Origin of the sequence: Luteolibacter yonseiensis (assembly GCF_016595465.1) — a bacterium.
In the GTDB taxonomy this organism is placed as follows: Bacteria; Verrucomicrobiota; Verrucomicrobiia; order Verrucomicrobiales; family Akkermansiaceae; genus Luteolibacter; species Luteolibacter yonseiensis.
Map to the genome: position 1 here is coordinate 1 of NZ_JAENIK010000013.1, position 26122 is coordinate 26122.

19 protein-coding genes are annotated in these 26122 nt (G+C 62.2%); 1 reads left to right on the forward strand and 18 read right to left on the reverse strand.

Annotation, left to right across the window (positions count from 1 at the left end; genetic code table 11):
• From JIN84_RS20485 to JIN84_RS20505, 5 genes are all read right to left on the reverse strand, one after another.
• A partial coding sequence (locus tag JIN84_RS20485; RefSeq protein WP_200352967.1) for an FG-GAP-like repeat-containing protein occupies positions 1-3707 on the reverse strand: 3707 nt, incomplete at its 3' end.
• A 222-nt stretch (positions 3708-3929) separates the two neighbouring features.
• Positions 3930-4886 (reverse strand): S8 family serine peptidase, encoded by a 957-nt coding sequence (locus tag JIN84_RS20490; protein WP_200352968.1) that lies wholly within the window; start codon positions 4884-4886, stop codon positions 3930-3932.
• A 128-nt stretch (positions 4887-5014) separates the two neighbouring features.
• Positions 5015-5173, reverse strand: a complete 159-nt coding sequence (locus JIN84_RS20495; RefSeq protein ID WP_200352969.1) for a hypothetical protein — start codon at positions 5171-5173, stop codon at positions 5015-5017.
• A gap of 76 nt (positions 5174-5249) precedes the next feature.
• Positions 5250-6185: a DUF4350 domain-containing protein gene (locus JIN84_RS20500; protein ID WP_200352970.1), complete on the reverse strand. Its 936-nt coding sequence runs from the start codon at positions 6183-6185 to the stop codon at positions 5250-5252.
• Between the two features lie 110 nt (positions 6186-6295).
• Positions 6296-7516 carry a hypothetical protein gene (locus JIN84_RS20505; RefSeq protein WP_200352971.1) on the reverse strand — a complete coding sequence of 407 codons (1221 nt, stop codon included), beginning with the start codon at positions 7514-7516 and terminating at the stop codon, positions 6296-6298.
• Between the two features lie 833 nt (positions 7517-8349).
• Here JIN84_RS20505 and JIN84_RS20510 point away from each other — a divergent pair.
• Positions 8350-8727, forward strand: a complete 378-nt coding sequence (locus JIN84_RS20510) for a hypothetical protein (protein WP_200352972.1) — start codon at positions 8350-8352, stop codon at positions 8725-8727.
• A 241-nt stretch (positions 8728-8968) separates the two neighbouring features.
• On the opposite strand, the gene JIN84_RS20515 is transcribed toward JIN84_RS20510, so the two are convergent.
• The 13 genes from JIN84_RS20515 to JIN84_RS20575 all read right to left on the reverse strand — a co-directional run bounded on the left by JIN84_RS20515 (position 8969) and on the right by JIN84_RS20575 (position 26043).
• Positions 8969-10504, reverse strand: coding sequence for a sulfatase family protein (locus JIN84_RS20515; protein ID WP_200352973.1), 1536 nt, complete (start codon positions 10502-10504; stop codon positions 8969-8971).
• Positions 10505-10526: 22 nt separating this feature from the next.
• Positions 10527-12140 carry a sulfatase family protein gene (locus JIN84_RS20520; protein WP_200352974.1) on the reverse strand — a complete coding sequence of 538 codons (1614 nt, stop codon included), beginning with the start codon at positions 12138-12140 and terminating at the stop codon, positions 10527-10529.
• A gap of 4 nt (positions 12141-12144) precedes the next feature.
• The gene (locus JIN84_RS20525) at positions 12145-14049 is read right to left on the reverse strand and encodes a sulfatase-like hydrolase/transferase (protein WP_200352975.1); all 1905 of its coding nucleotides are present in this window, start codon (positions 14047-14049) and stop codon (positions 12145-12147) included.
• Positions 14050-14242: 193 nt separating this feature from the next.
• The gene (locus JIN84_RS20530; RefSeq protein ID WP_200352976.1) at positions 14243-17377 is read right to left on the reverse strand and encodes a DNA polymerase III subunit alpha; all 3135 of its coding nucleotides are present in this window, start codon (positions 17375-17377) and stop codon (positions 14243-14245) included.
• Entirely contained in the window at positions 17374-18852 is a 1479-nt protein-coding gene (locus JIN84_RS20535; RefSeq protein ID WP_200352977.1) for a DNA polymerase Y family protein, read from the reverse strand. The genes JIN84_RS20530 and JIN84_RS20535 overlap by 4 nt, the downstream gene beginning before the upstream one ends.
• Before the next feature lie 5 nt (positions 18853-18857).
• Positions 18858-19493, reverse strand: coding sequence for a hypothetical protein (locus JIN84_RS20540; RefSeq protein WP_200352978.1), 636 nt, complete (start codon positions 19491-19493; stop codon positions 18858-18860).
• 84 nt (positions 19494-19577) lie between these two features.
• The gene (locus JIN84_RS20545) at positions 19578-20933 is read right to left on the reverse strand and encodes a sulfatase family protein (RefSeq protein WP_200352979.1); all 1356 of its coding nucleotides are present in this window, start codon (positions 20931-20933) and stop codon (positions 19578-19580) included.
• A complete protein-coding gene (locus JIN84_RS20550; RefSeq protein WP_200352980.1) occupies positions 20930-22546 on the reverse strand; it encodes an arylsulfatase in 1617 nt (538 codons plus the stop codon). The genes JIN84_RS20545 and JIN84_RS20550 overlap by 4 nt, the downstream gene beginning before the upstream one ends.
• A gap of 178 nt (positions 22547-22724) precedes the next feature.
• Entirely contained in the window at positions 22725-23123 is a 399-nt protein-coding gene (locus tag JIN84_RS20555; protein WP_200352981.1) for a DUF1398 domain-containing protein, read from the reverse strand.
• Positions 23124-23168: 45 nt separating this feature from the next.
• Positions 23169-23630, reverse strand: a complete 462-nt coding sequence (locus tag JIN84_RS20560) for a MarR family winged helix-turn-helix transcriptional regulator (protein ID WP_200352982.1) — start codon at positions 23628-23630, stop codon at positions 23169-23171.
• A gap of 117 nt (positions 23631-23747) precedes the next feature.
• Positions 23748-24710 carry a sulfotransferase family protein gene (locus JIN84_RS20565; RefSeq protein WP_200352983.1) on the reverse strand — a complete coding sequence of 321 codons (963 nt, stop codon included), beginning with the start codon at positions 24708-24710 and terminating at the stop codon, positions 23748-23750.
• Positions 24707-25501, reverse strand: coding sequence for an aspartyl/asparaginyl beta-hydroxylase domain-containing protein (locus JIN84_RS20570; protein WP_200352984.1), 795 nt, complete (start codon positions 25499-25501; stop codon positions 24707-24709). The genes JIN84_RS20565 and JIN84_RS20570 overlap by 4 nt, the downstream gene beginning before the upstream one ends.
• Positions 25502-25554: 53 nt before the next feature.
• Positions 25555-26043 (reverse strand): GNAT family N-acetyltransferase, encoded by a 489-nt coding sequence (locus tag JIN84_RS20575; RefSeq protein WP_200352985.1) that lies wholly within the window; start codon positions 26041-26043, stop codon positions 25555-25557.
• Positions 26044-26122: the final 79 nt, after the last annotated feature.

Genomic DNA, 26122 nt, shown 5'->3' on the forward strand with positions numbered 1-26122 from the left:
TAGCCGCCCACCGTCGCGCCGAGCGAGTTGCCCGACAGCGTGAACGAAACCCCGTCCGCCTGCGAAAGCTGGTCGTTGCCCTCGCTCTCCACCTGCGTCCCCACCGGGGCCAGGCTCGCCCGGAAACGATACTCGCCACGATAACCGTAGTAGGGGCTCACCCGCACGTAGTAGGTCCCGTCGCGCGGGATCACCACCGGCGGACTCTCGCCGCGCCAGCCCGCATTGGTGTTGGCGAAACTGGTGAGACCCGCGCCGGTCTCGTCCAGCACCTCCCAGCCCAGCCCGGCCGCCTCCGTCGCCGTCGAGTGGTCCACCGCCACCGTCAGCACCTGGCCCCGCGACGCCGTAAAACTCCAATAATCGCGGTCCGGGTCGTCCGACAAAAATCCCCGCCCGAAGCCGTGGCGGATCCCCGTCGCCGTGTCGTCCGCCGCCAGCGGCGCCCGCGCGTTGCCGTCGAGCACCCGCAGCACATGCTCGTCATTGTCCGCCACGACGAGCTCGGCCCGTCCGTCCCCGTCCAGGTCCGCCGCCGCCACCCCGTAGGTGTTGTACCAGTTGCGCCGCACGTAGCTGAAACCGAACGTCCCGTCCGCGCGGTTCGACGCCACCGTCAGGTGGTCGTAGCCGCCCAGCAGCAGGTCCGGCCACGAATCCCCGTTGACATCCGCCACCTTCACGAACTCGTTGTAGTAGCCGTAGTTCAACAGGAAATCCACCCGCGTCCCGAACGTCCCGTCGCCGTTGCCCGGGAAGATCCAGTAGCTGTAGGCCGGGTTGTCGTTGGCCACCGCCACCAGGTCCGGATTGCCGTCACGGTTGAAATCCGCCACCTTCAGGTCCGACACGTTCGGACCGTCCGGCATGTCGAGGAACGACGGCGCGCCGAACGTCCCGTCCCCCACCCCGAGGAACACCGCCAGCCGGTCGCCGTTGTCCATGTCGCCCACCGCGAGGTCCGCCTTGCCATCCTTGTTGAAATCCCCCGACGTGATCCCCCACGGCCGGATCTTCGGAGCCAGCGACAACCCGAGCCTGCTCTCGGTGAACGAACCCGCCTTGTCGTTGAGAAGCACCGAGACCGAATAGCCCGTCGTCCCGTCCGTCCCGTTGTTGGAGACCACCAGGTCCGGATAACCGTCCGCGTTGAAATCCCCTGGGGCCAGCCGCCGCGGATAGTCGCCCACCGCCACATCCGCCTGCCGCACGAACACCGGGTTCCCCGGCGTCGAGTCGTTGCGGAAGAGGCCCACCTCGTCGGTCCCCGCCAGCGTCACCGCGAGATCCATGTCGCCGTCCTTGTCCCAGTCGACCAGCTGCACGTCGTACGGCTCGTCGGCGATCCCGTCGAAAACCACCGGCGTGCCGAACCCGCGCGTCCCGTTGCCCGGATAGATCCGCAGCCCGTCGACCGATCCCAGGTGGGTCACCGCCGCGTCGGTTCTGCCGTCGCCGTCCAGGTCCGCCGTCTCGATGTCGAACGGCCAGCCCGCCGTCGCCACCGTCCGCCCCGCGTCGAGGAACGAGCCGTCCCCCTGCACCAGCACCCCGGTCGAGACCGTGTCCGCCGTCGCCAGAGATCCGTTGTCCCCATCTTCATTGGCATAACCCCCGATTCCCAGCACCGTGAAATTTTTCACATAAGCCGAGGCAAGCACGTTACCAGCGCGATCGGACACCGTGGCGGGAACCGTCAACCTGTAGGCACCGGGAAGAAGGAGCCGATTGTCGTTTATCAGGAAAATCGAACGGCGATCTCCAGTGAAACTCGAAAACGTCAAAGGATAGGAGATATCGTCGCCATTCCCCAAATTCCCATCCGGTCCGGCAGCGGCCAATGTCACTCCCGAAGCCAGCGACGCCTCGTCCATTTCCTCGTCGAACGAGATGCTGAGACTGGAATAAATCGCATCCAACGCGAAAGGCACCGCGGGCACATATCTCTCGATCCTGTAGCTGGCGGCGCCGCTTCCGGAAGATGCCGAGGAAACCCCGTTGCGCGAACTCGCGTAATAGAACGACAAACCGGGCTGGATCGTGACGCGAACCGCTCCAATCTCGGAAGGCAACAAGATCCCGGCGTGGACCGCCGCTTTTCCTAACGAGGAATCCACGGAGTACGTGTCCGTACCCGCGATCGAGCCGCCCGTTTCTCCCTGGAGTGTGTAGAGATAGGACTGCCCTTGGTTCCCCGCGAGGGCGGACATGTTGGACGGAGCGAAGGAAGTGCCTTCGATGAGATGACCCCGGTTGGGAATCAAATCCACGGCGGTCACCGAGGGTGCCGAGGTATCCGAAACCGAAGCGTTGAGGAAATAGCTCGAGTTCTGCCCTTGGATCATGAAGTCCGGCAGATTCGCAGATGCCGTCCCCTCCCAGGCGGGTACTCCGGCGATTGCTCCGGTGATCCCGCTGGTGCTGCCATCCGCGGTGCTGGCGCCCGCTCCTTCCGAGAACCGGTAATAGGCGACCAATCCGGATTCCGTGCCCGCCAGGGAATTGTCCAGGTTGTCGAGGATCTCGGTTCCGGAGCGTGGAGAATTCCAGATGCGGATCTCATCCATGCTACCATACAGATTTCCGGCATAGCCCGTGCCGATGGTCGCGTCCAAGGAACTGGCGACCGCAGGGAAATGACTGGCTTCCGCTTGTGCCACCAATCTGCCATCAAGATACCACCGGAGTTGCTTGGGGGTGGAGGAAAAGTCGCGGACAAGCGCGAGATGCTGCCAGCGTCCGGCGCGCAACGGCGTGCCGGTGTTGAACGTCTGATAGGGGGCGGTATTGCCGCCACCGGTGCCATAGAAATAATTGACCGTCCCGTCGGTTTCGATCGTCATGGTACCTTCGCCCGCATACGCCTTGGCATAGGGATTCTGACGGGAGTTGAAATTGTCGGGCTTGATCCAGAACTCGATCGTCTGGCTCCCGGTGATCCTGAGAGCCTCGGGATTTCCCAACGAGACCGACTGCGAACCTTCGAAACGCAGGTTGCGCCCGTCCAGGTCCGGCACCCTGACCCTGACCCGGTAATTGCCGCCCGAGGCAACGGAGTGGACCAAGGAACCGCCCGTTGCGACAAGCAATGCGGACGTGTCCGAATCCTTGAACAACGCCAGCTCCACCGCTGAAGCGGATAACGAGGAACCCGCGGGAGGCTGCAACGAAAGATTGACCGTCTGCCCCGCGATCAGGGTTCCCAGATCAATCCAGTCCGCATCCCGATCGAGGACACCGGCGACCGTCCCACGGAAACCTCCACCCTGAGGGGAAAAACGGAACCTATCCGCCAGCGTGCGGATGTCGTTGATTTCCGATTCCAGTTCGACTCCACGGCCCAGCAGGGCGCTCAAGGAAAAAGCGGATGCCTTCGAGTCGGAGTAGATGGCAACCTGATAGACACCGGGAGTCGGGAGAGCCACATTCTCCAACGATGCGAAACCATCGTACGAACCGCCCCCCTGGGACACGGTGGAACCGGAAGGCGAAACAAGGCGTATGACCGGATTCGCGTTGATACCGGAGTCCGTGCGGACCAGGAACGTCACGCGGTCGTTTGCCTCCGCATTGAACGTCCAGATCTTCGCTCCTCCGAACCCGGTGGTGGTATAAGAAGACGTCAGTCGGGCCGTGAGCAAGCCGCTGGCCGGAGGGGATTCCTGCAAATCGAGCATCGGTTGGGCCGAGGCCAAACCGATAGCCATGAGGAACATACAGGCAACGTTTCTTACCGTCGTCATACCTCCAATTCCTAACGGAGTTGGGTCCGGGGCGTCAACATTTCAGCATGAGATCCCGGTTTATAAGGGACTTTAGCGTCCGGGGAAATTTTGGAATTGTTAACTGTTGGAGTACTCCCCCTGAAATCGTGCATTTTGTTAGAAAGAGCCGCCGCGCCCGTTCGAACGCCGCCTCCCCCGGGAAAATCAATCCACCTTCGCTGGCAGGAAGCCGGCGCTCCCCACCCTGCCAACGAGGCTGGGATGTTGCCTGACGTTTTGGAGAAGCCACTCCCTGAGCTTCCCGGGCTGGCGATATCCGGGGACCGAGGCCTGCCTGGCCAGACGACCGGCGACGCGGGCGGCGGCTTGGGACGATCCGCTCAATCCCGCCATTTTTCCATCAGGTGTGGCGGAGGAGGCGGCAAGGCCGGGTGAGGCCAGCAGGACCGTGTTTCCGGAATAATTCGAGGTGGCGAGCAATTGTCCTTCATCACTGCACGCCGTAACAGTGATCATGTTCCGGTGACGCAGGACCGCTTGATATTGAACCTCGTTGTTCGATGGCGAATCGAGATTCAATCCGGAGTTTCCAGCCGCACAGACACAGAGGACGCCCGAGTCCAGCAGCTTGCCAAGAGCTGAGGCGAACCGGTCGTATGCATCTCCGTCGGCTGGGGATTTCCGATAGTCGAAGGCGCAGAGAATCACAGGGATGTCCCACCCGGCACTTCGCAGGGCTGAAACCATCTCCAGCGCATGGGCCACCTGAGACAACTCCTGATGCTTGTCGCCGGTCCGGAACATCACCAATCGAGCGACGGGAGCTTCAGCGGTTCCCAGTTCCGCCGCCAGCAGGCCCGCAACATGAGTGCCGTGTCCGGTCCGATCCTGAGGAGTCGCATCATTCTCCACAAAATCCCAACCGAACCAATACTTCCCGTCTCCCCGCTGCATGGGAGCGGGCAGTTTTTTTCCAACGGCGTCATTATCCAACCACTTTCCCTGAAATGCCGGATGATCCACCGCCACTCCGCTGTCGATCACCACAACGATTTCTGCGGACGGCTTGCGTCCCGGATCTTCCGCAAGCGCGAAATCGCTCAAACCCAGCGCAAAAGCCGCCGCGCTCGCTGCGATGATTCCATTTCCTGCCACAATCATCAGATCTCCACCTAGTGAATACCGGGCGACGGCCTCAACAAGGAAAAAGCATTATCCTGCCTGTTGTGAGAACCGCCCCGTCACGCGATTAGATCGACCTTGCGGGGATTCGCGGTCACCAGCGATTTTCATCTTCTTCTCACCCAAACAAATTCGTCGCCGTTTTCCAACGGCACCTTTCTGATGTCCCATATGTCGATGGGATAAGGAGAACCGGATATGGCCACGGATGCGGCCTTCACGCCCTCACCGATCGCGCAGTCTTCGAATTTTTCACGGATTTTCATGTTATAATAAACACCAGGTCGGGCGTCAGGTCAACGGAATGCGCTCCTTCCAACCGACGTTTCCAGGAATGGGGGATCACCGGCCCGCCTCTCCCGCCCGGCTCAGCCAGTGGAGGAGATTGAGAACCAGCCGGTGGTTCTGTTCCGCCTTGGGGGCGTTCATGCCCATCGGTTTTTTCTCCGGGCCTGAAAGCTGGGCGCTGAACATCGAGGCCTCGCCGAAGATCGCGACACGTCCCTTGCCGAGGGTGAGGACCGCGCCTTGTGACCAGCCCTCGATGCGGACGACGGGCGCGTCCGGCGTGATGCCGGGAGCCTTCCTCGTTTCCCGTGAGATGGAACCGGTGGAAAAGGTGAGGATGGGTGTGGCTCCTTCCGGCAGCCGGAATGCTGAGCCTCCGAAGGTCGCCACCTGCGTGACTTTCTCATCCTCCGAGCGCCCTTTTGTGATGAAATTTTCCGCAAGCCCTTCTCCTGTTCTAAAAACATCCGGCCCGCGTTCCTGCTGCGGGCGGCCTGTTCTCGCGTAGCCGTTGCTGAACACCGCGCCGAAGGATTCCGCGAGCTCCCCCGCTCCGCCGGGAAAGGGCATGTGGTCCGCGATCAACAGCAGCGAGCCGCCTTTCTCCACCCAGTCATGCAGGGCGGCGATCTCTTCCTTCGTGAACGCGGAAGGTGTTGGTAACGACCAGTCCTTCGCATTCCTCTCGTTGACGGGGTTCGCGATCACGAGGAGATCGACTTCCCTCAACGCGTCCGCTGAAAGCGATCGGGTGAAGCCTCCGACCTGGTAACCATCGCGGCGGAGAAGATTGGCGAAGGGCTGGTAGCGCCCTCCGGCGGTATGGAAATTGTGGTGCGCCTCATCGATCCCCACGCGGGGTCCCTGCCCGGAACCGTAGGCGGGATCTCCGATCCCGGGCTGGTAGCTGGTGTCGGACACCTGCTGCGCTCTCAAGGTGGAGATGGCGGAGATGAAGCCGGTAACGATGAGGAGGAATCCGCGGTTCATGTGGCTGGGACGGAATGGGCGGCACGGTAGGCCGGATTAATATTGGAAACGAAAGGCCCACCAGAGACCGTCCCCATGCCGGGTGACGGTCTCTGGTGAAAGCGGGTTTGTCAGAGCGCCGAGGTTTGCCGGCGCCCCCTCCGCAGGAACAGGAAACCGGTGGCGATCAACGACAAACCGAAGGTGTGTGGTTCGGGGATGGAGGTGAGGTTGAGGAGGCCCGTATTCGCATCGAAGCTGACGCCATATCCTCGGGAGGCGAAGTAGCCATCCCACTGGCCGTCTCCATTGTCATCTTCCAGCGTGATGGCGCTGACGGTGTTCGCGTCGGTCTGGATGGTGACGGTATCGAAATTTCCGCTGGAAGGAGTGAGACCGGTGAAGAGCTGATACACACCCTCGCCGGCATAGTCGCTGTTGAGGCGGAGGCGGAGTTCACCGCCGAGGTTGATGGTTCCGGCGGTCACGTTGATACTGTCGGTGCCGGCGGCGCGGATGTCCAGCACGGCGAGGCCCGTTGCTTGCAGGTTGAGCAGATTGGTGAAGGTCAGGGTGTTGGGACCCGCACCGAAACCACCCTCGGCTCCGGGAGATACCCGTCCACCGTCGGAAAGATCGGCGGAACCAAAGGTGCCTCCGCCGGTGATCGATGCGCCCGCGACCACGGTCAGGCTGCTGTAGGTGTTGAAAACCCCTCCGCCCGCCACCTGCAGGACGCTGTTGCTTCCGGTGACGGTGACCGCTCCGCTGTAGGTGTGCCCGCCCGCCAGATACTCCCCGAGCAGGACGGTGCCTTTGGTGATGGCCAGCGTCCCGGAACCTTGGATGCCTCCGTTGCCGGTGGGGGTCGCGAGGTCGCCGGGATTGCCGAAACGGACGCGTGAGTCTCCGTTGTTGGCGATGGTGACGTCGCCCTGGAAATTGACGCGGGCGTGGATGTTCGTATTTCCGGTCCTTCCGCTCTGGATCTGGACACCGGCGTCGGCCACTCCGCCGGATTGGATGGTGAGGATGTTGCCGTTGGTCTGGTTGACGTTGGTCACGCCATAGCCGGAGCCGATGGAAAGCTGGCCGATGGTGCCGGCCGCGTTGACGGTGGCCGCGCGGGCACCGGTATTGAGGCTGATGACGTCCGCGCTGGTGGGGGTGAACGCCGAGTTGACGCCGCCTTCCGGTGTCGCGTAGTTCGCACGATTGAACAATCCTTCTCCGGTGCCGAGGCCTGCGGGGCGGGTGGCCAGCCAGTTGTAGGTGGCGGCGCGGGAGGAGGTCGACAGGGCGATGAGGGACAGCGCGAGGGCTGGGACGGTATGCTTGAAGTGTGGATACATGTGGGGATGTGGTGTGTTTGGAGGGACCCGAAAACCGCTTGGTGTCACGTTGTCGGAACACGGCGGAAAAATTCGGGAGGAGTGATTCGAGGTATCAGCCGCCACTCGGTGCCATTTGGAAAAGCCGCGGGATACCGGAGATGGGAACCAGCCTGCCGGAAAATTCCCGACCTGATGTGGCGGTCGTTATTCTCCGAAGCCCGGCCCCGGCGTGCATGGCCCCATTCCGACAGGAAGGGACCGTTGGCTACGGGCGTGACGGAAGGAAAATGGAAGCGAAGACGATAACAGATCTTTCATGATGAAAGCGGTGGCCGGATCATCCAGAGGTCTGGTCTTCTTCCGAAATTCGGGTAATTGGGGAACTGTCCCTGCGGGGGAATAGCAGGAGGCAGACTCCGAGTCAACCTTAAAACATATTTAATTGGGCAATTTTATAATGTTTCACCATTCAATTCATTATCAAATTGCTAAATATGGTAATATTTGTTTGACAAATCCGTAGAATCTGGTTTATCCAGACGTGCGCCCGAGAGGCGAACCAAACCCCATTTGATATGATGAAATCGAAATCAATGAGTGTTTACCGGCTGATCAAATCCTTCTTCGCCCTGCTCGCAGGGACGGAACACCGTCTTTGTCGCCAAGCGTGACCACCCCGCGCAGCACCTGGTGATCCGTACGTTCCGGCTCCCGCCACGGCATCCGCATCAGACACCTTGGTTTTTCGTTTCGGGGAAATATCTGCTGGTCGGAATCCCCGCCGGAGATTTCCACGGAAGGGCGGAAACCGGTCCCTCGCCACGGCTCAAAAATCTCAAATCCCACCATTCATGAAAGTCACCAATTTCACCGCCATCATCTGGGAAGCCATTTCACAGATCGACGCGAGAAGGCCCGCGCCATTCTCATTCCAGGAGATCCACGAAGCCGCTTCCCAAGGCAGGCTGCTGGATCTCCTCGGCAGGAACAGTTCGAGTGGTTTCACCCGATTCCTGCTCGTCGGCAAGGAGTCGGGAAACCCGCAGGTGGAGGAAGCTCTCGGCCGGGCCTCGAAGGTTTTGAATGGCCAGGAGCTGCGGCAGGCGCTCATCGGGGACAATCCCTGGTGCCTGTTGATCGCCATGGCGCTCCAGGCGATCCAAGCGGAGTTTCCCGAGCAGTCCGCACACCCCCAGCTCGCGGAGTTGGGTGGCCAGTGGCAGTCTTGAGGGGATCATTTAACTACTGATTACACTGATTTACGGATTGAAGAAGGTGTCCAATTCTCTGGTTCCGTAACAGGGATCACGCCTCATCCGGCCGCCGGACAGGATGTCCAGGGCACGTAGCGTTCAGGATGAACGCGCTCCATTGGATAATGCGCTGCTCTGGATGGACGGTCTGCTTTCGATGGCAGGCGGCGGGGCGTCGTCATTCTGACGACTGCTCCGGGGGCATCCTGTCCCCCCATCACTCCGGACGTGTGCTTTTCCGGGACCTGACTTCTTCCAGCAGCTTCACCAATTCGGCAACACGTCCGGGATGCTCGGCAGCCGCGTTCGTGGTCTCGCCGGGGTCTTCTGTGAGATGGTAAAGCTGCGGAACATTGTCGCGGCCGGTTTCCGTGTTGGTGCTCGCCGCGATCTTCGTGGGTTTTTGTCCTTTCACAGGTTCGATGTATTTCCAGCCGTCCCGTGTGATCGAGGCCGCCGAGCCCTGGCTGACGAGATAATCCCGGTCTTTCTTGGATTCCCCGAGGAGCGTCGCGAGCTGGTTGAAACTATCCGGTGCGTCGTCCGCCGCGAGGGCTTGACCAGTGAGGGACGCGAGCGAGGCCGTGAGGTCGATTTGGCTGACGAGGGCGCCGGAGACACCCGGTTTGACCCGTGCGGGCCAGCGCACGATGAACGGGACGCGTGTCGCGGCTTCGAAGGCGCTGGTCTTGCCGCCGCGCCAAGGACCGCCCGGACGGTGGTCGCCGTTTTTCTCCGGAGCGCCATCCTGATAGCCGTCATCCAGCACCGGACCGTTGTCGCTGGAGATGATGACCAGGGTGTTGTCCGCCAGACCGAGACGGTCGAGGGTGTTGGCGATCTCACCCACCGACCAATCGAATTCGGCGATGGCATCGCCTCGCGGTCCCAGCGGGGTTTTTCCCACGAAGCGAGGATTCGGTGTGCGTGGCACGTGCGCGTCGTGGGTGGCGAAGAACAGGAAGAACGGCTTGTCCTTCCGTCCCTCGATGAAGCTGACGGCTTTGGCGGTGATGTCGTCCGCGATGTTCTCGTCCGTCCAACGCGCCGCCCTGCCTCCGCGCTGGTAGCCGATGCGGCCGATGCCGCCGTGAATGGACTGGTTGTGGCCGTGGCTGTGGCGCACGCGGAGCAGTTCGGGATTATCCTTGCCCGTGGGTTCGCCGGGGAAATTTTCCTGATAACTCACCTCCAGCGGATCCGCGGGATCCAGATTCCGTACGCGGTGATCCTCCACGAAGACGGTCGGCACACGGTCGCCGGTGGCGGGGATGATGAAAGCGGAGCCGAAGCCGATCTCCAGAGGGCCCGGCTTGATTTCCTTGTTCCAGTCGATCTTCGAATCGCCAAGACCCAGGTGCCACTTGCCGACCACTCCGGTTTCGTAGCCCGCCTTCGCCAGCAGCGAGGGCAGCGTGAGCGAGCCGGGACGGATGATGAGATTCGCATCGCCCGGCAGAATGTTGGTCCCCTGCTGCCTCCATGCGTATCTGCCGGTCATGAGCGAGTAGCGCGAAGGGGTGCAGGTGGCGGCGGCGGAATGGCCGTTGGTGTGCCGGATGCCCGCCGCCGCGATCTTGTCGATGTTCGGCGTGGAGATGCGCTTGGCCCCGTAGCTGCCGATGTCGCCGTAGCCGATGTCATCGGCATAGATCAGGACGATGTTCGGCAGCTTGTCGGCTGCCGGGGCGATGGCGGACAATGCGAGCGAAACGAACGTGAGGCGGGAAAGGAATGAATGCGGTGCGGGCATGGCAATGGCGGGAAAAAGAGGCTCAATCAGCGGGGCCGGAAAGCGGCGGATTTTCGAAGTAGGCTCCGTCGTTCTCCAACCGTGGATCTCCGGTGCGCTTCAGCTCGGCGAGAAGCCGGGTCTCGAGATCCTTGCGGATGGCGGCGTAGGCCGGGTCGCTGGCGACGTTCACGGTTTCGTACGGGTCCTTCGCCAGATCATACAGTTCCTCGCGGGGCCGTTTGTCAAAGGCCCTGTCGAAGAATGGTTTGCCCTGCGGAGTGGACCGGTTGGCGATGAGCCAGGACTTGGTGGGACCGGCATCGATGTCGGCGATGACGGAGCGTGTTTCCTTGAGGATCAGCCCGGGCGTGAGCTTGGCGCTCTCCGTATCCAGCAGGTCGAAGCGGCCCATGGGATAACGGTCGGGCTTGAAGTTGATGATGTAGAGATGCTGTCCGGAATGGATGGCACGCTGTGGATATGGCAGGTATCCCTCGCGGGCCTCCGCCACATGACGTTCGCGACCGGTGACCGTCCATGTCCAGGCCGGATCCACTTGGCCGGATTTCTCCGAGCGCAGGATGCTCCAAAGGCTGCGGCCGGTGACGGCGGCTGGCACGGGAACCTGCGCCGCCTCCAGGATCGTCGGAGCCAGATCGGTGAGATTCACGAAATCATCGACAACCCTGCCGCCCTTGACGCCGGGTCCGCTGATGGAGAGCGAGACGCCGGTGCCGAAAGTGTAGAGGTTGCACTTGCCGTTCGGGAAGCCGGGCGCTCCGTGATCCCCGCTGATGATGATGAGCGTATTGTCATACTCACCGGATTTCTTCAGTTCGTCGATGACCGTGCCGATGGCGGCATCCAGCGCGGCGACTTCACCGAGGTAATCGGCGAGATCCTCACGCACCTCGGGCACGTCGGGCAGGAATGGCGGCAGCTTTCCCTTGAGCGAATCCGGATCGATGTTCCAAAGCGCCTTGCCGCTGCCCTTCTCCCACGCGCGGTGCGTGTTGGTGGGGCCGAACCAGTAGTGGAACGGTTGCGAGTGGTCGCGCTTGTCGAGGAACAGCCGGAAATTCCCGCGCACTTCGTCGTAGAGTTCCTGCTTGGCGGCGTCGCTGGATCTGCCGTTGCCGATGAGCTTGGTGACATGCTGGGAAAACTGGCCGAAACGCCGCGAGGCCACCTGATAGTTGTATTTCTGGCCGTCAAAGGGGGCGTCTACCGGAGTTCCGGGACTCCACACCTTGTAGCTCTTGCCGATGCTGTAGCCGGAGTCGCGGAGCAGCAGCGGGAACGAGGGAATGGCCGGATCCCACACGGCCCCGCGCAGGATCGCGCCACGACCGGTGCGCCAGAAATATTGACCGGAAAGCAGCGAACTGCGGCAGGGCGTGCAGGAGGGCGCGTTGACATGCGCGTTGCGGAAAAGGACGCCCTGCGAGGCGATGGCGTCGAAATTCGGTGTCTTCACGAAAGCATTGAGCGCGGACAACGGCGATCCCGGAGCGGCGTTCTTGTGATAGATACCCGCGTAGCGGCCCCAGTCATCGGCGAAGATGAAAAGGACATTCGGGCGTTTGGCATCCGGTGCCGCCTTGCAGAGCGCGGCGAAGGTGAGAAGCAGGGCGAAATGGAGAAGCGTTTTCATAGGGTCAGTCGATCGAGACCTTCAACTGGCTGATCGCACCGGAGAAACGGTCCGCTTCCTGATAGTCTGTCACCGGGGCGGCGTTGTCGTGACCCAGCGCGAAATCCTCCGCAGGCTGGCGGGGGATGAGCCGCGGCGCTTTCGCTGAAACCGCCGGTTTGCCATCGATGGCGAGGGTGGCGGTGCCGTCCGGGGCCAGCCGCGCCTCGATGGCGTATTTCGCGGCCTGCGGTGCCGGGGAGGAAACCACGGTGGCCTCGCCGCTGCCGGTGCGGACGGTGAAGTGCAGCTTGCCGCCGACCAGATGGAGGGCGTAGCCGGCGGCGCTGCCACCCTGCGCCAGGATGATGCCATCCGGCTTGGAAGGCTCGATGGTCGCCGAGACGGTGAAAGGCCTGTTGCCGATCTGCGGGGCAGCACCGGATGCGAGCGTCGCACCGGGCTTGAGATCCGCCAGCGGCTTCGCGTCGTAGTGGGCGGACAGCTCGCCGGCGGACGGTTGGTGGCCGGGCAGCCACAAGCCGGTGGGATTTTTCACCCTGCCCGGCGGGCGGACTCCGGGACCGGTGCCTTCCTTGCCGAGATCGGCATCCACCGTCGCGGCGAGTTCACGCAGCTTCGCCACGATTTCCGGTTTCCCAGCGGCGAGATCGCGGGTTTCTCCAATGTCTTCATCCAGGTTGTAGAGTGTAGGTGTGAAAGGCTTGCCGCCGTCCGCGTCCGGCTTGCCATTGGCCTCGTTCTGGCGGGCGACGGCAAGTTTCCACGGGCCGGAACGCACGGCCTGGAGGTTGTTGCCCGCGAAGTAGAAATGGTTGTTCCTCGGACTCTCATCAGTCTCGCCGAGGAGCAGCGGCAGGAGGCTCCTGCCATCGATCTTGTGGCCCTCGGGAAGCTTTCCGTCCGCCACCGCCGCGAAGGTGGGAAGCAGGTCGAAGTTGGCGGTGATCGCACCAATGGTGCGGCCGGCTGGGATGTGCCCCGGCCACCAGGCGACGGTGGGAACCCGTACGCCTCCTTCGTAGGTGCCGCCCTTGCCACCGCGCAGGGGACCGGCTTCCCCACCCTCGCTGCCCTTGGTCAGCCAGGGGCCGTTGTCGCTGCTGAAGAGGATGAGGGTGTTTTCATCAAGCTTGAGCTCTCGAATCGTGTCGGCAATCTTTCCCACGCTCCAGTCCAGCTCCTCCACCCAATCGCCATAAAGCCCGTTCGCCGACTTCCCCTCGAAGTCCTTGCCCGGGTGGAGCGGAACATGGACGGCGGTGTGGGGCAGGTAGATGAAGAATGGTTGATCCTTCTTTTCCCGGATGAATGAGACGGCCGCCTCGGTGTAGCGGGCGGTCAGGCTCTTCTGGTCCTCGGGCGTGATGGTCTGGACAACGGTGGCGTCCTTCACCAAGGGCAATGGCGGCCGGTTGGGGCGGCGTCCGTTGCCCGGGCCGCCGCCCATGTCGTTCGAATACGGCAGCCCGAAATAACTGTCGAAGCCATGGGCGGTGGGCAGGAAATCCGGATGATCCCCCACGTGCCACTTGCCGATCGCGGTGGTGGCGTACCCCTCCTGCCGGAGGACGCTGGCGAGCGTGGGCTCGTCCTTCGCAAGGCCGATGGGTGCGGCGGGTCCCAGGACCTGCGGCAGTGAGACACGTTTCGCATAAGAGCCGGTGAGGATCTGGGCACGGGAGGGCGTGCAGACCGGAGCCGCATAGAAGCTGGAGAGCTTCGCGCCTTCCGAGGCGAGACGGTTCAGATGCGGCGTGCGGTTCTTCTTCGATCCGAACGGGCCGATGTCGCCATAACCGAGGTCGTCCGCCACGATCAGGATGATGTTCGGCTTCCGTGGCGCGGCATGAACCAAGGATGAAAGCGCGACGAGAGCGAGGAGCAGGGAAAGCGGTGGTTTTCTCATGATGATTTAGCGAGGTAAGCCGGATCATCCAGAGGTCTGGTCTTCTACCGAAACAGGAGGATCCCGATGTCCTCCGGCGACAACGCTAGAAAGCATAGGGCATGGGGTCAACCCAAAGAATACAATTTCAGGCAACATTATAATGATTTAAAAACATTCACTGTTTGAATACGGTGCCGTCCCTATTCCTCATTCAATGAAAGTCATGCGACTCCGCCGCATGGCCGCGGTCCATTCCCTCAAGAGGCGAAATACCCGTGACGTAAACCGTCGGCTGGTCGCCCTCGGACCGCTGGAGCCGGCCTGCCACGGAGAGGAAGGATTCGCTGGTGATCACGAGACGGAAAGCGTGGAACGTCTCCTTCTTGACGAAGAGGTTGGCGATACCCGTCTCGTCCTCCAACGAGATGAAGCAATGCCCTTTCGCGGTGCCCGGACGTTGCCGGCAGATCACCATTCCCGCCACCTTGATCGGAAAGCCCGAAGGGAGATAGTGCAGATCCCTCGCCCGTTGGTACTGTCTTGTTCCCATTCGTTCGCGCCACAGCCGCATCGGATGCGGACCGATCGAAGCTCCCTGCGTCGCAAGATCGGAGGAAAGACGCTCCGCCATTTCCATCCGCGGCATGATTCCGTGGTGGGTGGGATTTCCGGATGTGAGCAGATCATCGAACAACGGCAGCTCGACCTGCCACAGGGCTTCCCGACGATGCTCCACCTGCGGCAGATCGTTCAGCGCGCCCGCATGAGCCAGCAACCGCTTCTCCTTTTCCGTCGGGCGGACACGCGACAAGAAATCCTCCAGGGAATCATATGGCCTGGCTTTCCTCTCCCTGACGATCCGCTCCGCTGTCACGCGGCCCAGGCCCTTCAACCGCAGCAGGCCCAGCCGCAGGGTGGAATCATCCAGCACCGCGGTGACTTCCTCGCTCCACACGCACGACACCGGGAGCATGCGGATGCCGTGGCGTTTCGCATCCTGGATCAGGGTGTTCACCGAATAAAAACCCATCGGCTGGTTGTTGATGAGTCCGGTGTAAAATTCCGCCGGGTGATGCACCTTGAGCCAGCACGAAGCATTGGCGATCATCGCGAAGGATATGGCATGGCTTTCGGGAAAACCATACAGAGCGAAGGAACCGATGGAATCCACCACCTTTTCACGAACCACCGGATCGATGCCGCGCTCGTCCATCCGCTGCCGGAGTTTCGCCGTCACGCGTTGCATCCGGCTGTCATCCCGCTTGAAGTCCATCGCCTTCCTCAGCTCGTCCGCCTCCCCTCCCGAAAAACCCGCCACCTCCATCGCGATGCGCAGCACTTGTTCCTGGAAGAGAGGGATGCCCAGCGTGCGCTTCAATGTCTTCCTACAAGCACGATGGATATAATCCGGCTTCTCCCGTCCGCTGCGCCGGTTGAGATAAGGATGCACCAGATTACCCACAATCGGACCGGGGCGGATGATGGCCACCTCGATCACCAGATCGTAAAACTTCTTCGGTCGCATGATCGGCAACGTCGCCATCTGGGCGCGTGACTCGACTTGGAAGGTGCCGATGGTGTCCGCCCGGCAGAGCATATCAAACACAGCCTTGTCATTCGTGGGAATATCCGCCAGGTCCATCGGGTCGCCCCGGCGGGTGCGGATCTCCAGCGCATGCTCGATGGCGGCCAGCATGCCAAGACCGAGCAGGTCAATCTTCACGATCCCCATCTCATCGCAGTCATCCTTGTCCCATTGCACGATGTTCCGCCCCGGCATGGTCGCGGGCTGTAGCGGAACGCTGGAATCAAGCCCGTGGTCGCAAACAATGATTCCGCCCGGATGTTGTCCCAGATGCCTCGGCATGCCGACCGCCGCAAAATAAAGCCGGGTGAGTGCCTCAAGCCTGGGATGCGATGGAGGGATCACGCTGGTCACGCGTTCATCGAAATCCAATTCACGCTCCTCCCTGCTCTTCCCATTCGAGCCCTCGCCCTTGAATGAGGAAGGCGTGGCGGAGAATCTTTCCGCGACCGAAGGAGGGAACCCCAGCACCTTGCTCATTTCACGGAACGCCAGCTTGCTGCGGTAGCGGATCACGTTCGCCGTCATGGCGGCTCCCCGTTCTCCGTATTTTTTGAATACGTGCTGGATGACCTCCTCACGCTTTTCGCCAGAGGGAAAGTCGATGTCGATGTCCGGCCAGCTCCTGCGGTTTTCCGAAAGGAACCGCTCGAACAACAGCCTGTTTTTGACCGGGTCCACCGCCGTGATCCCGAGCACGTAGCACACCACCGAGTTCGCCGCGGATCCCCTGCCCTGGCACAGGATTCCCCGTCCGCGCGCGTATTCCACGATCTCGCGCACGATGAGGAAATAACCCGGAAAACCCAACTGGTGGATGAGACCGAGCTCCTTTTCCAACTGTTCCTTCACTTCATAACTGCATTTACCGTAACGATGCGACGCCCCTTCATACGCCAGCCGCCGCAGCAGCGCCGCCTGCCCGTCAATGGAAAGAGGATTGCCCTTTTCGTCCGGGAAATCCGGAAACCGGTAGTCGAGGTTTTCCAACGTGAAGCCGATCCGGTCCGCGAGCCTCCGCGTGTTGATGATCGCCTCCGGCAGGTCCGCGAACAAGGCGGCCATCTCCTGCGGCGGCTTCAAATGGCGCTCGGTGTTGCGTGCCAGCAGCCTGCCCGCGCCGTCCAGCGGGACGTGATGCCGCAGGCAGGTGAACGCGTCCGCCAGAATCCGATCCTCACGGTTCGCATACAACGGCGCGTTGCTGGCGATGACGGGCAGTTTGAGATGCCCGGCCAAATCCATCAGGAGACGGTTCAAGCGGCCATCGTCACGCAGTCCCTGACGGATGAGTTCCACGTAGAGGTTGTTCCTGCCGAACATCCCCACCATGCGCTCCGCCGCCGCCAGCGCGCCGGGTTTGTCATTTTTCAGCAGGTGCCGGCAGATGGGTCCGCCGCGGTCTCCGGTCAGCGCGATCAGGTGCCCGGCCGCCGGACGCAGCGCATGTTCCACCTCGGGCAGCAGATGCCTGTCCGTGAGATGGCGGCTCATCATCCGGTATCCATCGCGGGTCGCGCACAACACCGGAAACCGCGAACCATCCGGCAGATCCAGCACGCTCCCGACGATGGCACGGATGCCATGCTCCACCGCCGCATGATGCGCCCGTGCCGAAGCATAAAACCCGGCCCGGTCCGTGATGGCGATGGAATCATACCCCAAGTCGGCCGCCCGCTCCACCATCACCTCGGGCAGGCTCGCGCCATACAGGAAAGAAAACGCCGAGCACGCGTGCAGTTCTGTAAATGCCGCGCTCATCGGTAGATGCCATCCAATTGCCAATCATCCTGCCGGAGCCACACCAGCCGCAGGAGGTGCCTGCCCGCAAGCTGGATGTCCCACTCCAGCCGTTCCCACGAATCCTCCGTCCGCCACCAGTCGCCGGACATCGGAAACGGTCCGCGCCGGTCGATGATCTCGCCGGGATGCGATCCGTTTAGCAATGCCATGGGCCATGGCGTGCCATCACGCATCTCATGCGCCACCGCGATCTTCCGTGGCGGTCGGAACCGGTGCAAGGGCACCGGGCACTCCGGGCGGCTTGTTCCGACCGGCCCCGCCCCCCTCGCCCCCATCACCGGAAGCATCACGCAGGAATCCGCCGCGAATGAAGGACCATGGGCCGGAATGCCGACACGCCCGTTCCCCAACAACGCATCCAGCTTCGCCAGCGTCTCCGCGAACCGCTCCGGCTGGGGCATCTGCCGGCCGAACCACTCCCGCTGGGAGGAAGCGGCGAAGGTCGTTCCCGCATCAAGCCGCATTCGAGAAACCGGAGCATCAAGCCGCAGCGACTCCAACCACATCTGCAGCGGCGAAAGCATGCCCTCCACCTGCGATTGGGGCTCGGGCAGTCTCACGCTTCTCTCGACCGCGTCGCCGGATTCCAGATCCAGCCGGAAATGCAGCACGCCCGCCGCCAGATGCCGCGATGCCATCCGCCCCGCCAGAGTGTGCAGCATCCGCTTCAGCGCGAAGACCAGCGGCTCCAGTGAGGTGATCGAGTCATCGCAATCAAACTCCTGCACAAACGACTCCGGCGGGCGGTGCAGCCGCAGGAGCCGGCAGGACTTCCCATGCAGCACATCATGCCAATGCCCCGCCTCAGGTCCCAACCTCTCCGCCAACGCTTGGCGCGGAAACGCCATGAACTCCCCCAGCCGCCTGATCCCCCACAAATTCAGGATCTCCATCGGTCCCTTCCCACATGCCAAGGAATGGAGAATCTCCACCGGCAGGGAAACCAGATCGCAGGGTTCTACGATCCGCCCCTGTGTCGCCTCATGTTTCGCCGCCAGATGCGACAGATCCGGGGTCCGCGCGCGGGCATGCCAGATGGCGGCACCCTCCAGTTCTAAAGCCGCCAGCCCGTCACCCAACGGTCCACGGCGTGTGGATAGGTCGATGGTCACCGTATCCGGTGCCGTGACTTCCAGGTCCGGGCCAAGTGATTCACCCAATGCGATCAACTCCCCTCGCAACGCGGACTCCGCCACCGGATCGCGCGCAACCACCCGGAGATCCGGGCAACGGATCAACGCGCGGTTGAGCGGCCAGCCCGATCGTATCCCGGCATCCCTCGCCTGCAGATTGACCGCAAGCAGCGGCAGCTTTTCCTGTGATGCAGACGCCCCTCCCGCGGCAAGCACCGCGCAGGCATGACCACGCGCCCCCGGAGCGGCCCGCAAGGCCGCCGCCATCGTGAAATCCGGAATATGCAGCGAGGCGAACATGGGAATCAAGTGGCGCGGCGCAGCGATTCGGAAACCATGCCGAGCCGGTCAAGCAGGTCTGACCGCGGAACATCGAAGTGATGGAGCGACAAATCGGCGGAAAGTGTCAGACGGAGCCTCGCGCACGGCACCAAGGGATACGGAGCCATGATCACCACCCTGCTGCCGTTCCGCCCGGCGGCCTGCTTCATCCTCAGCCACGCCGAGGACGGGATGCCCGCGAGATCCCTGCGGTCCAACCCGGTGGCATCCAGCAGGATGAACGGCAGGTTCCCGTCATGCACCAGCAGGTCCGCCGCCTTGACCATTTCCAACGCCGACCGGCACCGCACCCAGAGCAGCTTCGAGCACGCCGCATCCTCATGGGAATCCGGATCAAAGCCATCCGCACCGTCCACCAGCACCAGTTCCGGCTGCGGACAAAATTCCTCCGGAGCCCCCATCAGCCCCGCGATCATCAACGAAATCCCCGCCACCGGCCCGGCAGGCACCACCTCGGAAATCGCACCTGCGGGAAAAGCCTCCATCTCGAACGGCTTTCTTCCCGCATCAGGCAGCTCCGGCCCGGTCCGCAATCCATGCGCCTGCGGGAATTTCTCACGCAGTTGCCGTCTCAGGATTTCCGCTGCCGCAGAGGCCATGCCGGAAAACTGCCTCGAAATCCAAAATGTTCAAGAGAACAGTTTCCAGCCAACTCCAACCGATGAACTTGCTTGGCAGCCCGCTCAATCCCCCCCGCCCTTCTTCGGCATGCGGGTAAGGGCTTTTTCCTCGGTGGCCTGGCCTTCGTCACCCTGTGATTTCATCCATGCCTCCAACCGTGCCTTGAGGTCCGTCACCACCGGGGCGAGCGAGGCGTCGCCGATCAGGTTGCGGCGGTTCCACGGGTCGTCCTCGCAATCGTAGAGTTCTTCCGCCGGGCGATGCTGGAAACCTTTCGTCAGTTCCGCCGCACGTCCGTCGCCGTTCGCCGCGGCACGGACCCAGCTTTGGAAGACCTTGCCCGGCGTGACCGCATTCTTGAATGTCACCCCGGGGGTGAGATTGCGGATGTAACGGTAGCGCCCGCCCCGGATACTACGAATGCCGTAGTGAATCGGTCCGGCGATGATCCCCTTCGAGGTTTCCTGGGAAAAGGTGAACTCGCGGTGCGTCTCCGCGCCCCCCGTCAGGACGGGCAGGAACGATTTCCCATCGAGCACCTCCGGGCGCGGCAATCCGGCGGCATCGAGGAAGGTGGGGACGACATCGGTGTATTCGACGATCGCCCGTGATGAGGACCCGGGTTTCACCCTGCCCGGCCAGCGGATGACGCACGCGCTGTGCAGGCCCGCGTCATAGCAGGTCCATTTTGCGAAAGGCAGGTCGTATCCCTGCTCGCTGAGGACGATGACGAAGGTTTCGTCGCGCAGTCCCTGCCCGTCGAGAGCGGAGAGCACCTGTCCCACCTGCGAATCAAAATAGGTGATCTCCGCGAAATAGGCCGAGAGCGCCTTGCGGGTGGCGGGGGTGTCCGCCTGGATGGGCGAGAGCTTGATCTGCCCCGGCGGATAAGCGTCCGGGTCTCCCTTGTCGTGCGGCGAGTGCGGCTCCCGGGATGCGGCGATCAGCAGGAAGGGTTTTTTCCGCTCCTTGCACTCGCCGAAGAAGGTCCGGATCGCCGCCATGTCCGGGTTCCCGCCCCCGCCCGAGTATTCGAAGGGAAACACGGATTCCGGCAGGATGTGGGTCTTGCCTGACAAATGGGTGCGGTATCCATCCGCCTGGAGATGGTGGGCGATGCTCTTCACATGGTCGTAGGCCATCGTGTGGTTCGGCCATGCTCCTGACTTCACCGGATAGAGTCCGGTGTAAAGGTTGTGCCGCGTGGGCGAGCAGGTGGGGGAACTCTGGAAACAGCGGGTGAAGGTCATGCCCTCTTCCGCAAGTTTTTTCAGGTTCGGAGTCTTGGCCTGCCCGCCATGGATTTCGAGATCACTCCATGTGCAGTCGTCCGCGATGATGAGCACGAAGTTCGGTTTGGCCCGCGCGGTGGCGGCGCAGACGACCAGGAGCAGGGAAAGGGCCAGCAGGTTTTTCATGGATTTTTTTTCGGGGTCGTCTTGGGGTAAATATCGGAGCGCTCCGCCCAGGCCTCCCATTGCGCCGAGAGTGCGGCGACTTTCCCAGGTTGTTCCTTCGCGAGGTCGTGGAGTTCGGTACCGTCCTCGGACAGATGGTAGAGCTCCCACTTGTCCTTCTGCAGTCCTCGCGGCGGAGTGACGCCCCTGCCGACGAGCTTCCAGTCGCCGTCGCGGACGAAGGCGTTGTTTTCATGCTCGATGAAGATCGGTTGCTTGCGTCCGAGCGGCTTGCCATCGAAGGCGGATGTCAGCGGGATGCCCTCGATGGGGGTGACCTTGTGCCCTTGGAATTCCTCCGGGTAGGAAGCCCCCGCCAAATCGATCAAGGTGGGCATGATGTCGATCAGCTGCGCGGGTTCGCGGAACCAGTCGCGCCCGGCCTTGATCCGTGCGGGCCAGTGGGCGATGAACGGTGTGTTCGCCCCGCCTTCGTGGGCGAAATGCTTGTAGAGACGGTAGGGCGTGGCCGAGGCATTCGCCCAGGACTGGCCGTAGCTCGGCAGCATGAGATCCGTCCGGGGAGCCCGATCCTTCACGGGGTCTCCCTTGCCGAGGATCGATCCCTCCGCGCAGGCACCGTTGTCGGACAGGAAAAGGATGAGCGTGTTTTCAAAAGCGTTGTTCTTTTTCAGAGTGGCGACGAGATCGCCGATCTTCTGGTCCACGCGGTCGATCATCCCCGCATAGGCGGCCATGCGGTCCGCGCACGCGGCCTGTTGCTCCGCATCAAGCGAATCCCATGCGGGCACCTCCGGATCGCGGGGAGAAAGCTGCCACGATGCGGGAACCAGCCCGGATGCCTTCTGCCGGGCGAAGCGTTGCTCGCGCAGCTTGTCCCAGCCCATCGCATATTTCCCGCGATACTTTTCGAGCTCCTGATCGTGCGCGTGGTGCGGCCAATGCGGCGCGGTAAAGGCGAGGTAGAGGAAAAACGGCCTGTTCCTTCCCACCCCCGCCGCGTGCCCGTCGATGAAGGCCCGCGCGTGATCGGCAAAGGCGTCGGTCGTGTAAAACGGGCGGTCGGTGGTGCTCTTCGGAGCGGGGTCCGGTGTGTTGCCGTCATACATGATGCGCGCGCCGTAGGGTTCGAAGAAGTGCGTCGCCCCGGCCAGACAGCCGTAGTAGCGGTCGAAACCGCGCTGCAGCGGCCAATCCCCCTGATCCTTGCCCGAGAGATGCCATTTGCCCGCCATGAAGGTCGCGTAGCCGGCGGATCTCGCGACTTGGGCGAGAGTGACGCACGAGTCGTTGATATTGCCCGCGTAAGCGGGAGGCACCTCCTTGTTGTCCGCGGACTCCTCGCCCGTCATGTGGCCGATGCCGGCCTGGTGCGGTGCGAGCCCGGTCATCAGCGTGGCGCGGGTGGGACAGCAGCGGGCCGAATTGTAAAACTGGGTGAAGCGCAGCCCGTTCTTCGCAAGGGCGTCGATGTTGGGAGTGTCGATCTCACCGCCATAGGGACGGATGTCGGAATAGCCCATGTCATCGACCATGATGAGGACGACATTGGGTTTTTCCGCCGCGGTCAGCGGAGTGGCAAACAGGGCGCATAGCAGGAGGAACGGCTTCATCGGGATCACAACTCTATCATTTCACAAGTCGGGCGGGTGTTCCGAAAAATCGGAATATTCGCGCGTTTCCGGTCCCGGGAAAAGGATTTTTGCTTCACGGGTGCTGCGGACGGACCATTCCGGAACACTTTGGATCAGATGCCGCCGTCAGCCAGCCCCCGGCGTGCCGCAGGGCGGTTCACGATGGCATCAGTTCGACATGGGTCTCGCCGGTTCTGCCGAAGTAGGTGACGCGTTTTCCCAGAAGCGAGACGATATATCCCGCGCAACCCGCCTCACGGACGGCTGCGGAAAATTCCTTGTAGGTGTGCAGGTTCGCCTGCGACTTCCTTACGTTCTCCTCCACGGTCCGGGCTCGGAACTCGCCCGCGACGGCCGGGCCTGGCGAATCCGGGTGTGCCAGCTCCACGAATTCCCCGGACGGAAGAAAGTAGGTGGTGGTTTCCTTCCGATAGTCCACCAGATAGCCCTCGATTCCGGCTCCGGCGAGGGTGGACAGCACCTCGGGGAACACCATGTCGCCTTGATGGCTGGCCCTCAGGCATTTTTCTGCGATTCTCTTGATCCTATCATTCATGGTCTTTATCTTTGATTGGTTTCCCCATTCGGATGCGAAGGAGATTTAGTCCGTGGCGGTCCCGTCGATGCCCCGTTCCTTGATGACACGTTTGAAAAAAGCCTCGATTTGAGATTTTTCCCGCCGGGTGAATGTTCCGAAAAATTCGGCTTCGTTCCGCTCCGCGAGCGCGGCCAGCTCGGGCAGGAGCCGTCGCCCGGCCGGGGTAAGACTGAGGTTGTGCGCCCGGCCGTCCGCCGGATCATCCTTCCGCGACACCATCCCCTTCCCAACCAGACGGTCGGTCAGGCGGCTGACCGCCCCCCGGGTCATACCCATCCTTCCGGCGACGCGGCTCGGCGGCGCGGATTCGAGATCGTGCAACACCCGCATCACGACCCATTCCGCAGTCGTGATTCCTTTGGTCTCGAGTTTGCGGGCGAATGAAAACGAAACGGCGTTCGATACGACACGCATCCAATACCCGAGGTGGTCGGTCAGTTCGGGAATATTTGCTGGCTCGGGCATGCGGCGTAACAAGTTGCCAAGGAAACTAATTCAAATGATTGCCTTGGCAATCATTAAATGAATCTCCACCGGACGGCCTGCCGGCGTTGACGGCAATCCCATCCGGAAACGGGCGACTCATTCCGACAACTTGCGCAGTTGTTCATAGATCGGGTTCAGCAAGGCAGCGCACAAGGCGGTCACCTCCCCGCCGGCGGCATTACGCTTGCTTTCGGAATCGGGTTCGAAATTGAAGCACGGGGCCTTGGCGTGGAAGGCGGTGACGGCCTTCATCGCCTCCATCCGCGCCGGGGACAGGGACAAGCCGAAGTGGGGAGCGATGGAGGAAAACACCCCTTCGGGCAGACTGTCGTAATTGATGGCCTTGCCACCCAGCGGGCCGAGATGTTCCAGGCCCGCAAGCATGACAGCGGCAAGCACGCGGGCGATGTATTCGGCCTGCGGCATCCGCATCGCCTCGTCCGGATCGATTCCCGGCACTGTCACGCCGATCATTCCCGGAACCAGATGCATGCCGGGGTTGCCGATCGCGGAGACCATTACCTCCACGGGATTTCGATAGAGGAAAATCCACGGCGTGTCGGGAAAGGCGCGGCGCAACAGCGGCAGGTCGAACACATGCCACGCGTCAAGCTTCACGAACAGACCGCGCTCTCCATTGCGCGGCCGGCCCATGATCCCGACCCACGCGCGCAACCAGGCGATGCGGATTTCGTCGTCCGCTCCCCGCAGGTCCGTGCGCAGCAGCGCGTCCAGCGGCGGCGGCTCGGAAAGCACGATGTGGCCGGGCAGCGCGGCGAGCATCCGGGACACCAGTGTCGAGCCACAGCGCGACATATGGAAGATAAAGCCGTCAGGAACAGGTCCCGGGCTGCGTTCCTGCCACTCGATCAATGAATCAAGCGGAAGCTGGTGGCGGAAAAGCAGGTTGAACGGCTCCTGCATCGCCGCCTCCACGGAATGGTCGAAGAATGGTTCCGTGAAACGCCGGGATCCCATCCGGCACCAGTCCACCAGCGGCTCGCTCGTATGGCGCGTGATGCCGACCGGCAGCCAACCCTGGAGATCCGGCAGGCTCATGCGATCCACCTTTCCATCCACTTGCGGCGGGCATCCTGGAGAGCGGCCTCGACGTCGTCTTCCAGAAAGTCGAAACCATGTTTCCTGCCAAGCTCCACGGCATGGCTGAGAAAAATCCCGCGGTCGGTGATCGCGCCGAGTTCTTCCTGCATCGCGGATTCGGAGAGAACCAGGCGGCGGAAAGGCTCGAAGCCGGATTCGCTCCCCTCGTCGGGCGTGGCCTCCGCGATCATGCCGCGCAGCCAGTCATTGAGCTGGCAGTCGATCACCAGGTGGATCCGGTCGGATTCACCCCGGTTCCGCACCCGGTGCGGCCGGTTCAGATCAAGATACCAACATTCCCCCTCGTTCATGATGATGCGTTTTCCATCGAGAAAAAACTCCACCCCCGGATTGGTGATCACAGGTACATGGACCCGCACCTCGCCCGCGTCGTAACCCAGATCATAGTCCCGGTGCTCGCGGATGTTCGAGCCTGCCGTCAGGCGGAGCAGACGGACGGAGCGCAAGGGACACTTGAAACTCTCCACCACCCCGCGCAGGTGGTTGCATCGGCCGAGCAACGTCGTATCGGAAAACTCTCCCTGATGCGTGTCCGCAACCATCGCGTTGGCCGATCCAGCGACCGCGCGCAGTGCGGCACCACTCCAGTCACCGCTGAAAAATCCGGTGTTGAAGTGCGCCACCCATTCCCCCGATCCAAGCGCCGCCAGATCCTCCTGCAGGGCCGCGGGATCGAAGTTCAGGGGAAGACGGGCCGCCTTGGGCGGGATGGGATGGGTTTCGGCCATGTCGTGTCGGGAAATGCCGGTTCGGCGGTGTTTGTAAAAGAGAGCGGGATGGGTCACTTGGCCGGCCGCCAGACCAGTTCGGTGTGGATGCCGTCGTCCATGATGCTTTCAAAGCCCAGGCGGCGGTAAAGTCCCGTCGCGCGCTCTCCGGTAAAGGCGAACAAGCGCACGGGAAGCTGTTTCTCCGCAGCCTCCGCGAGCACCTGCCGCAGCAGCGCCGTCCCGATGCCCCGTCCGCGGAACCCGGGCAGCAGCGCGATATCCATGATGTGGAGATGATCCGGGGCGCGATCCAGAATGAGCCGTCCCGCATCCTCGCCTCCGGACCCGATGATCAGCCACTCGGCTGACGGATAGCATAGCGAGTAGTGCGAGGTCTGAGCCTCGAACTGCATGCCAAGAAATGATTCCCTCATCGCCTCCGGAAAACCGGCGGCGGCGAGTTCCTCCTGCCGCGTGCTGGCATACAGGCGGAATTGGAACTCCAGGTCGTCGCGGGTAGCGGCACGGAGCCGGTGGGATACAGGTGCATCGACAGACATGACATCGGCTGACAGCATTCATCTAACGCATGGATCGCCGGATCCGAAGCATTAATTTACATTGCAATCCATCCTCCCG

What these genes read in the sequence shown, in the direction of transcription:
- JIN84_RS20490 (WP_200352968.1), bottom strand. Translation starts at nt 4,886, where the DNA reads ATGATTGTGGCAGGAAATGGAATCATCGCAGCGAGCGCGGCGGCTTTT.
- JIN84_RS20495 (WP_200352969.1), bottom strand. Translation starts at nt 5,173, where the DNA reads ATGAAAATCCGTGAAAAATTCGAAGACTGCGCGATCGGTGAGGGCGTG.
- JIN84_RS20500 (WP_200352970.1), bottom strand. Translation starts at nt 6,185, where the DNA reads ATGAACCGCGGATTCCTCCTCATCGTTACCGGCTTCATCTCCGCCATC.
- JIN84_RS20505 (WP_200352971.1), bottom strand. Translation starts at nt 7,516, where the DNA reads ATGTATCCACACTTCAAGCATACCGTCCCAGCCCTCGCGCTGTCCCTC.
- JIN84_RS20510 (WP_200352972.1), top strand. Translation starts at nt 8,350, where the DNA reads ATGAAAGTCACCAATTTCACCGCCATCATCTGGGAAGCCATTTCACAG.
- JIN84_RS20515 (WP_200352973.1), bottom strand. Translation starts at nt 10,504, where the DNA reads ATGCCCGCACCGCATTCATTCCTTTCCCGCCTCACGTTCGTTTCGCTC.
- JIN84_RS20520 (WP_200352974.1), bottom strand. Translation starts at nt 12,140, where the DNA reads ATGAAAACGCTTCTCCATTTCGCCCTGCTTCTCACCTTCGCCGCGCTC.
- JIN84_RS20525 (WP_200352975.1), bottom strand. Translation starts at nt 14,049, where the DNA reads ATGAGAAAACCACCGCTTTCCCTGCTCCTCGCTCTCGTCGCGCTTTCA.
- JIN84_RS20530 (WP_200352976.1), bottom strand. Translation starts at nt 17,377, where the DNA reads ATGAGCGCGGCATTTACAGAACTGCACGCGTGCTCGGCGTTTTCTTTC.
- JIN84_RS20535 (WP_200352977.1), bottom strand. Translation starts at nt 18,852, where the DNA reads ATGTTCGCCTCGCTGCATATTCCGGATTTCACGATGGCGGCGGCCTTG.
- JIN84_RS20540 (WP_200352978.1), bottom strand. Translation starts at nt 19,493, where the DNA reads ATGGCCTCTGCGGCAGCGGAAATCCTGAGACGGCAACTGCGTGAGAAA.
- JIN84_RS20545 (WP_200352979.1), bottom strand. Translation starts at nt 20,933, where the DNA reads ATGAAAAACCTGCTGGCCCTTTCCCTGCTCCTGGTCGTCTGCGCCGCC.
- JIN84_RS20550 (WP_200352980.1), bottom strand. Translation starts at nt 22,546, where the DNA reads ATGAAGCCGTTCCTCCTGCTATGCGCCCTGTTTGCCACTCCGCTGACC.
- JIN84_RS20555 (WP_200352981.1), bottom strand. Translation starts at nt 23,123, where the DNA reads ATGAATGATAGGATCAAGAGAATCGCAGAAAAATGCCTGAGGGCCAGC.
- JIN84_RS20560 (WP_200352982.1), bottom strand. Translation starts at nt 23,630, where the DNA reads ATGCCCGAGCCAGCAAATATTCCCGAACTGACCGACCACCTCGGGTAT.
- JIN84_RS20565 (WP_200352983.1), bottom strand. Translation starts at nt 24,710, where the DNA reads ATGAGCCTGCCGGATCTCCAGGGTTGGCTGCCGGTCGGCATCACGCGC.
- JIN84_RS20570 (WP_200352984.1), bottom strand. Translation starts at nt 25,501, where the DNA reads ATGGCCGAAACCCATCCCATCCCGCCCAAGGCGGCCCGTCTTCCCCTG.
- JIN84_RS20575 (WP_200352985.1), bottom strand. Translation starts at nt 26,043, where the DNA reads ATGTCTGTCGATGCACCTGTATCCCACCGGCTCCGTGCCGCTACCCGC.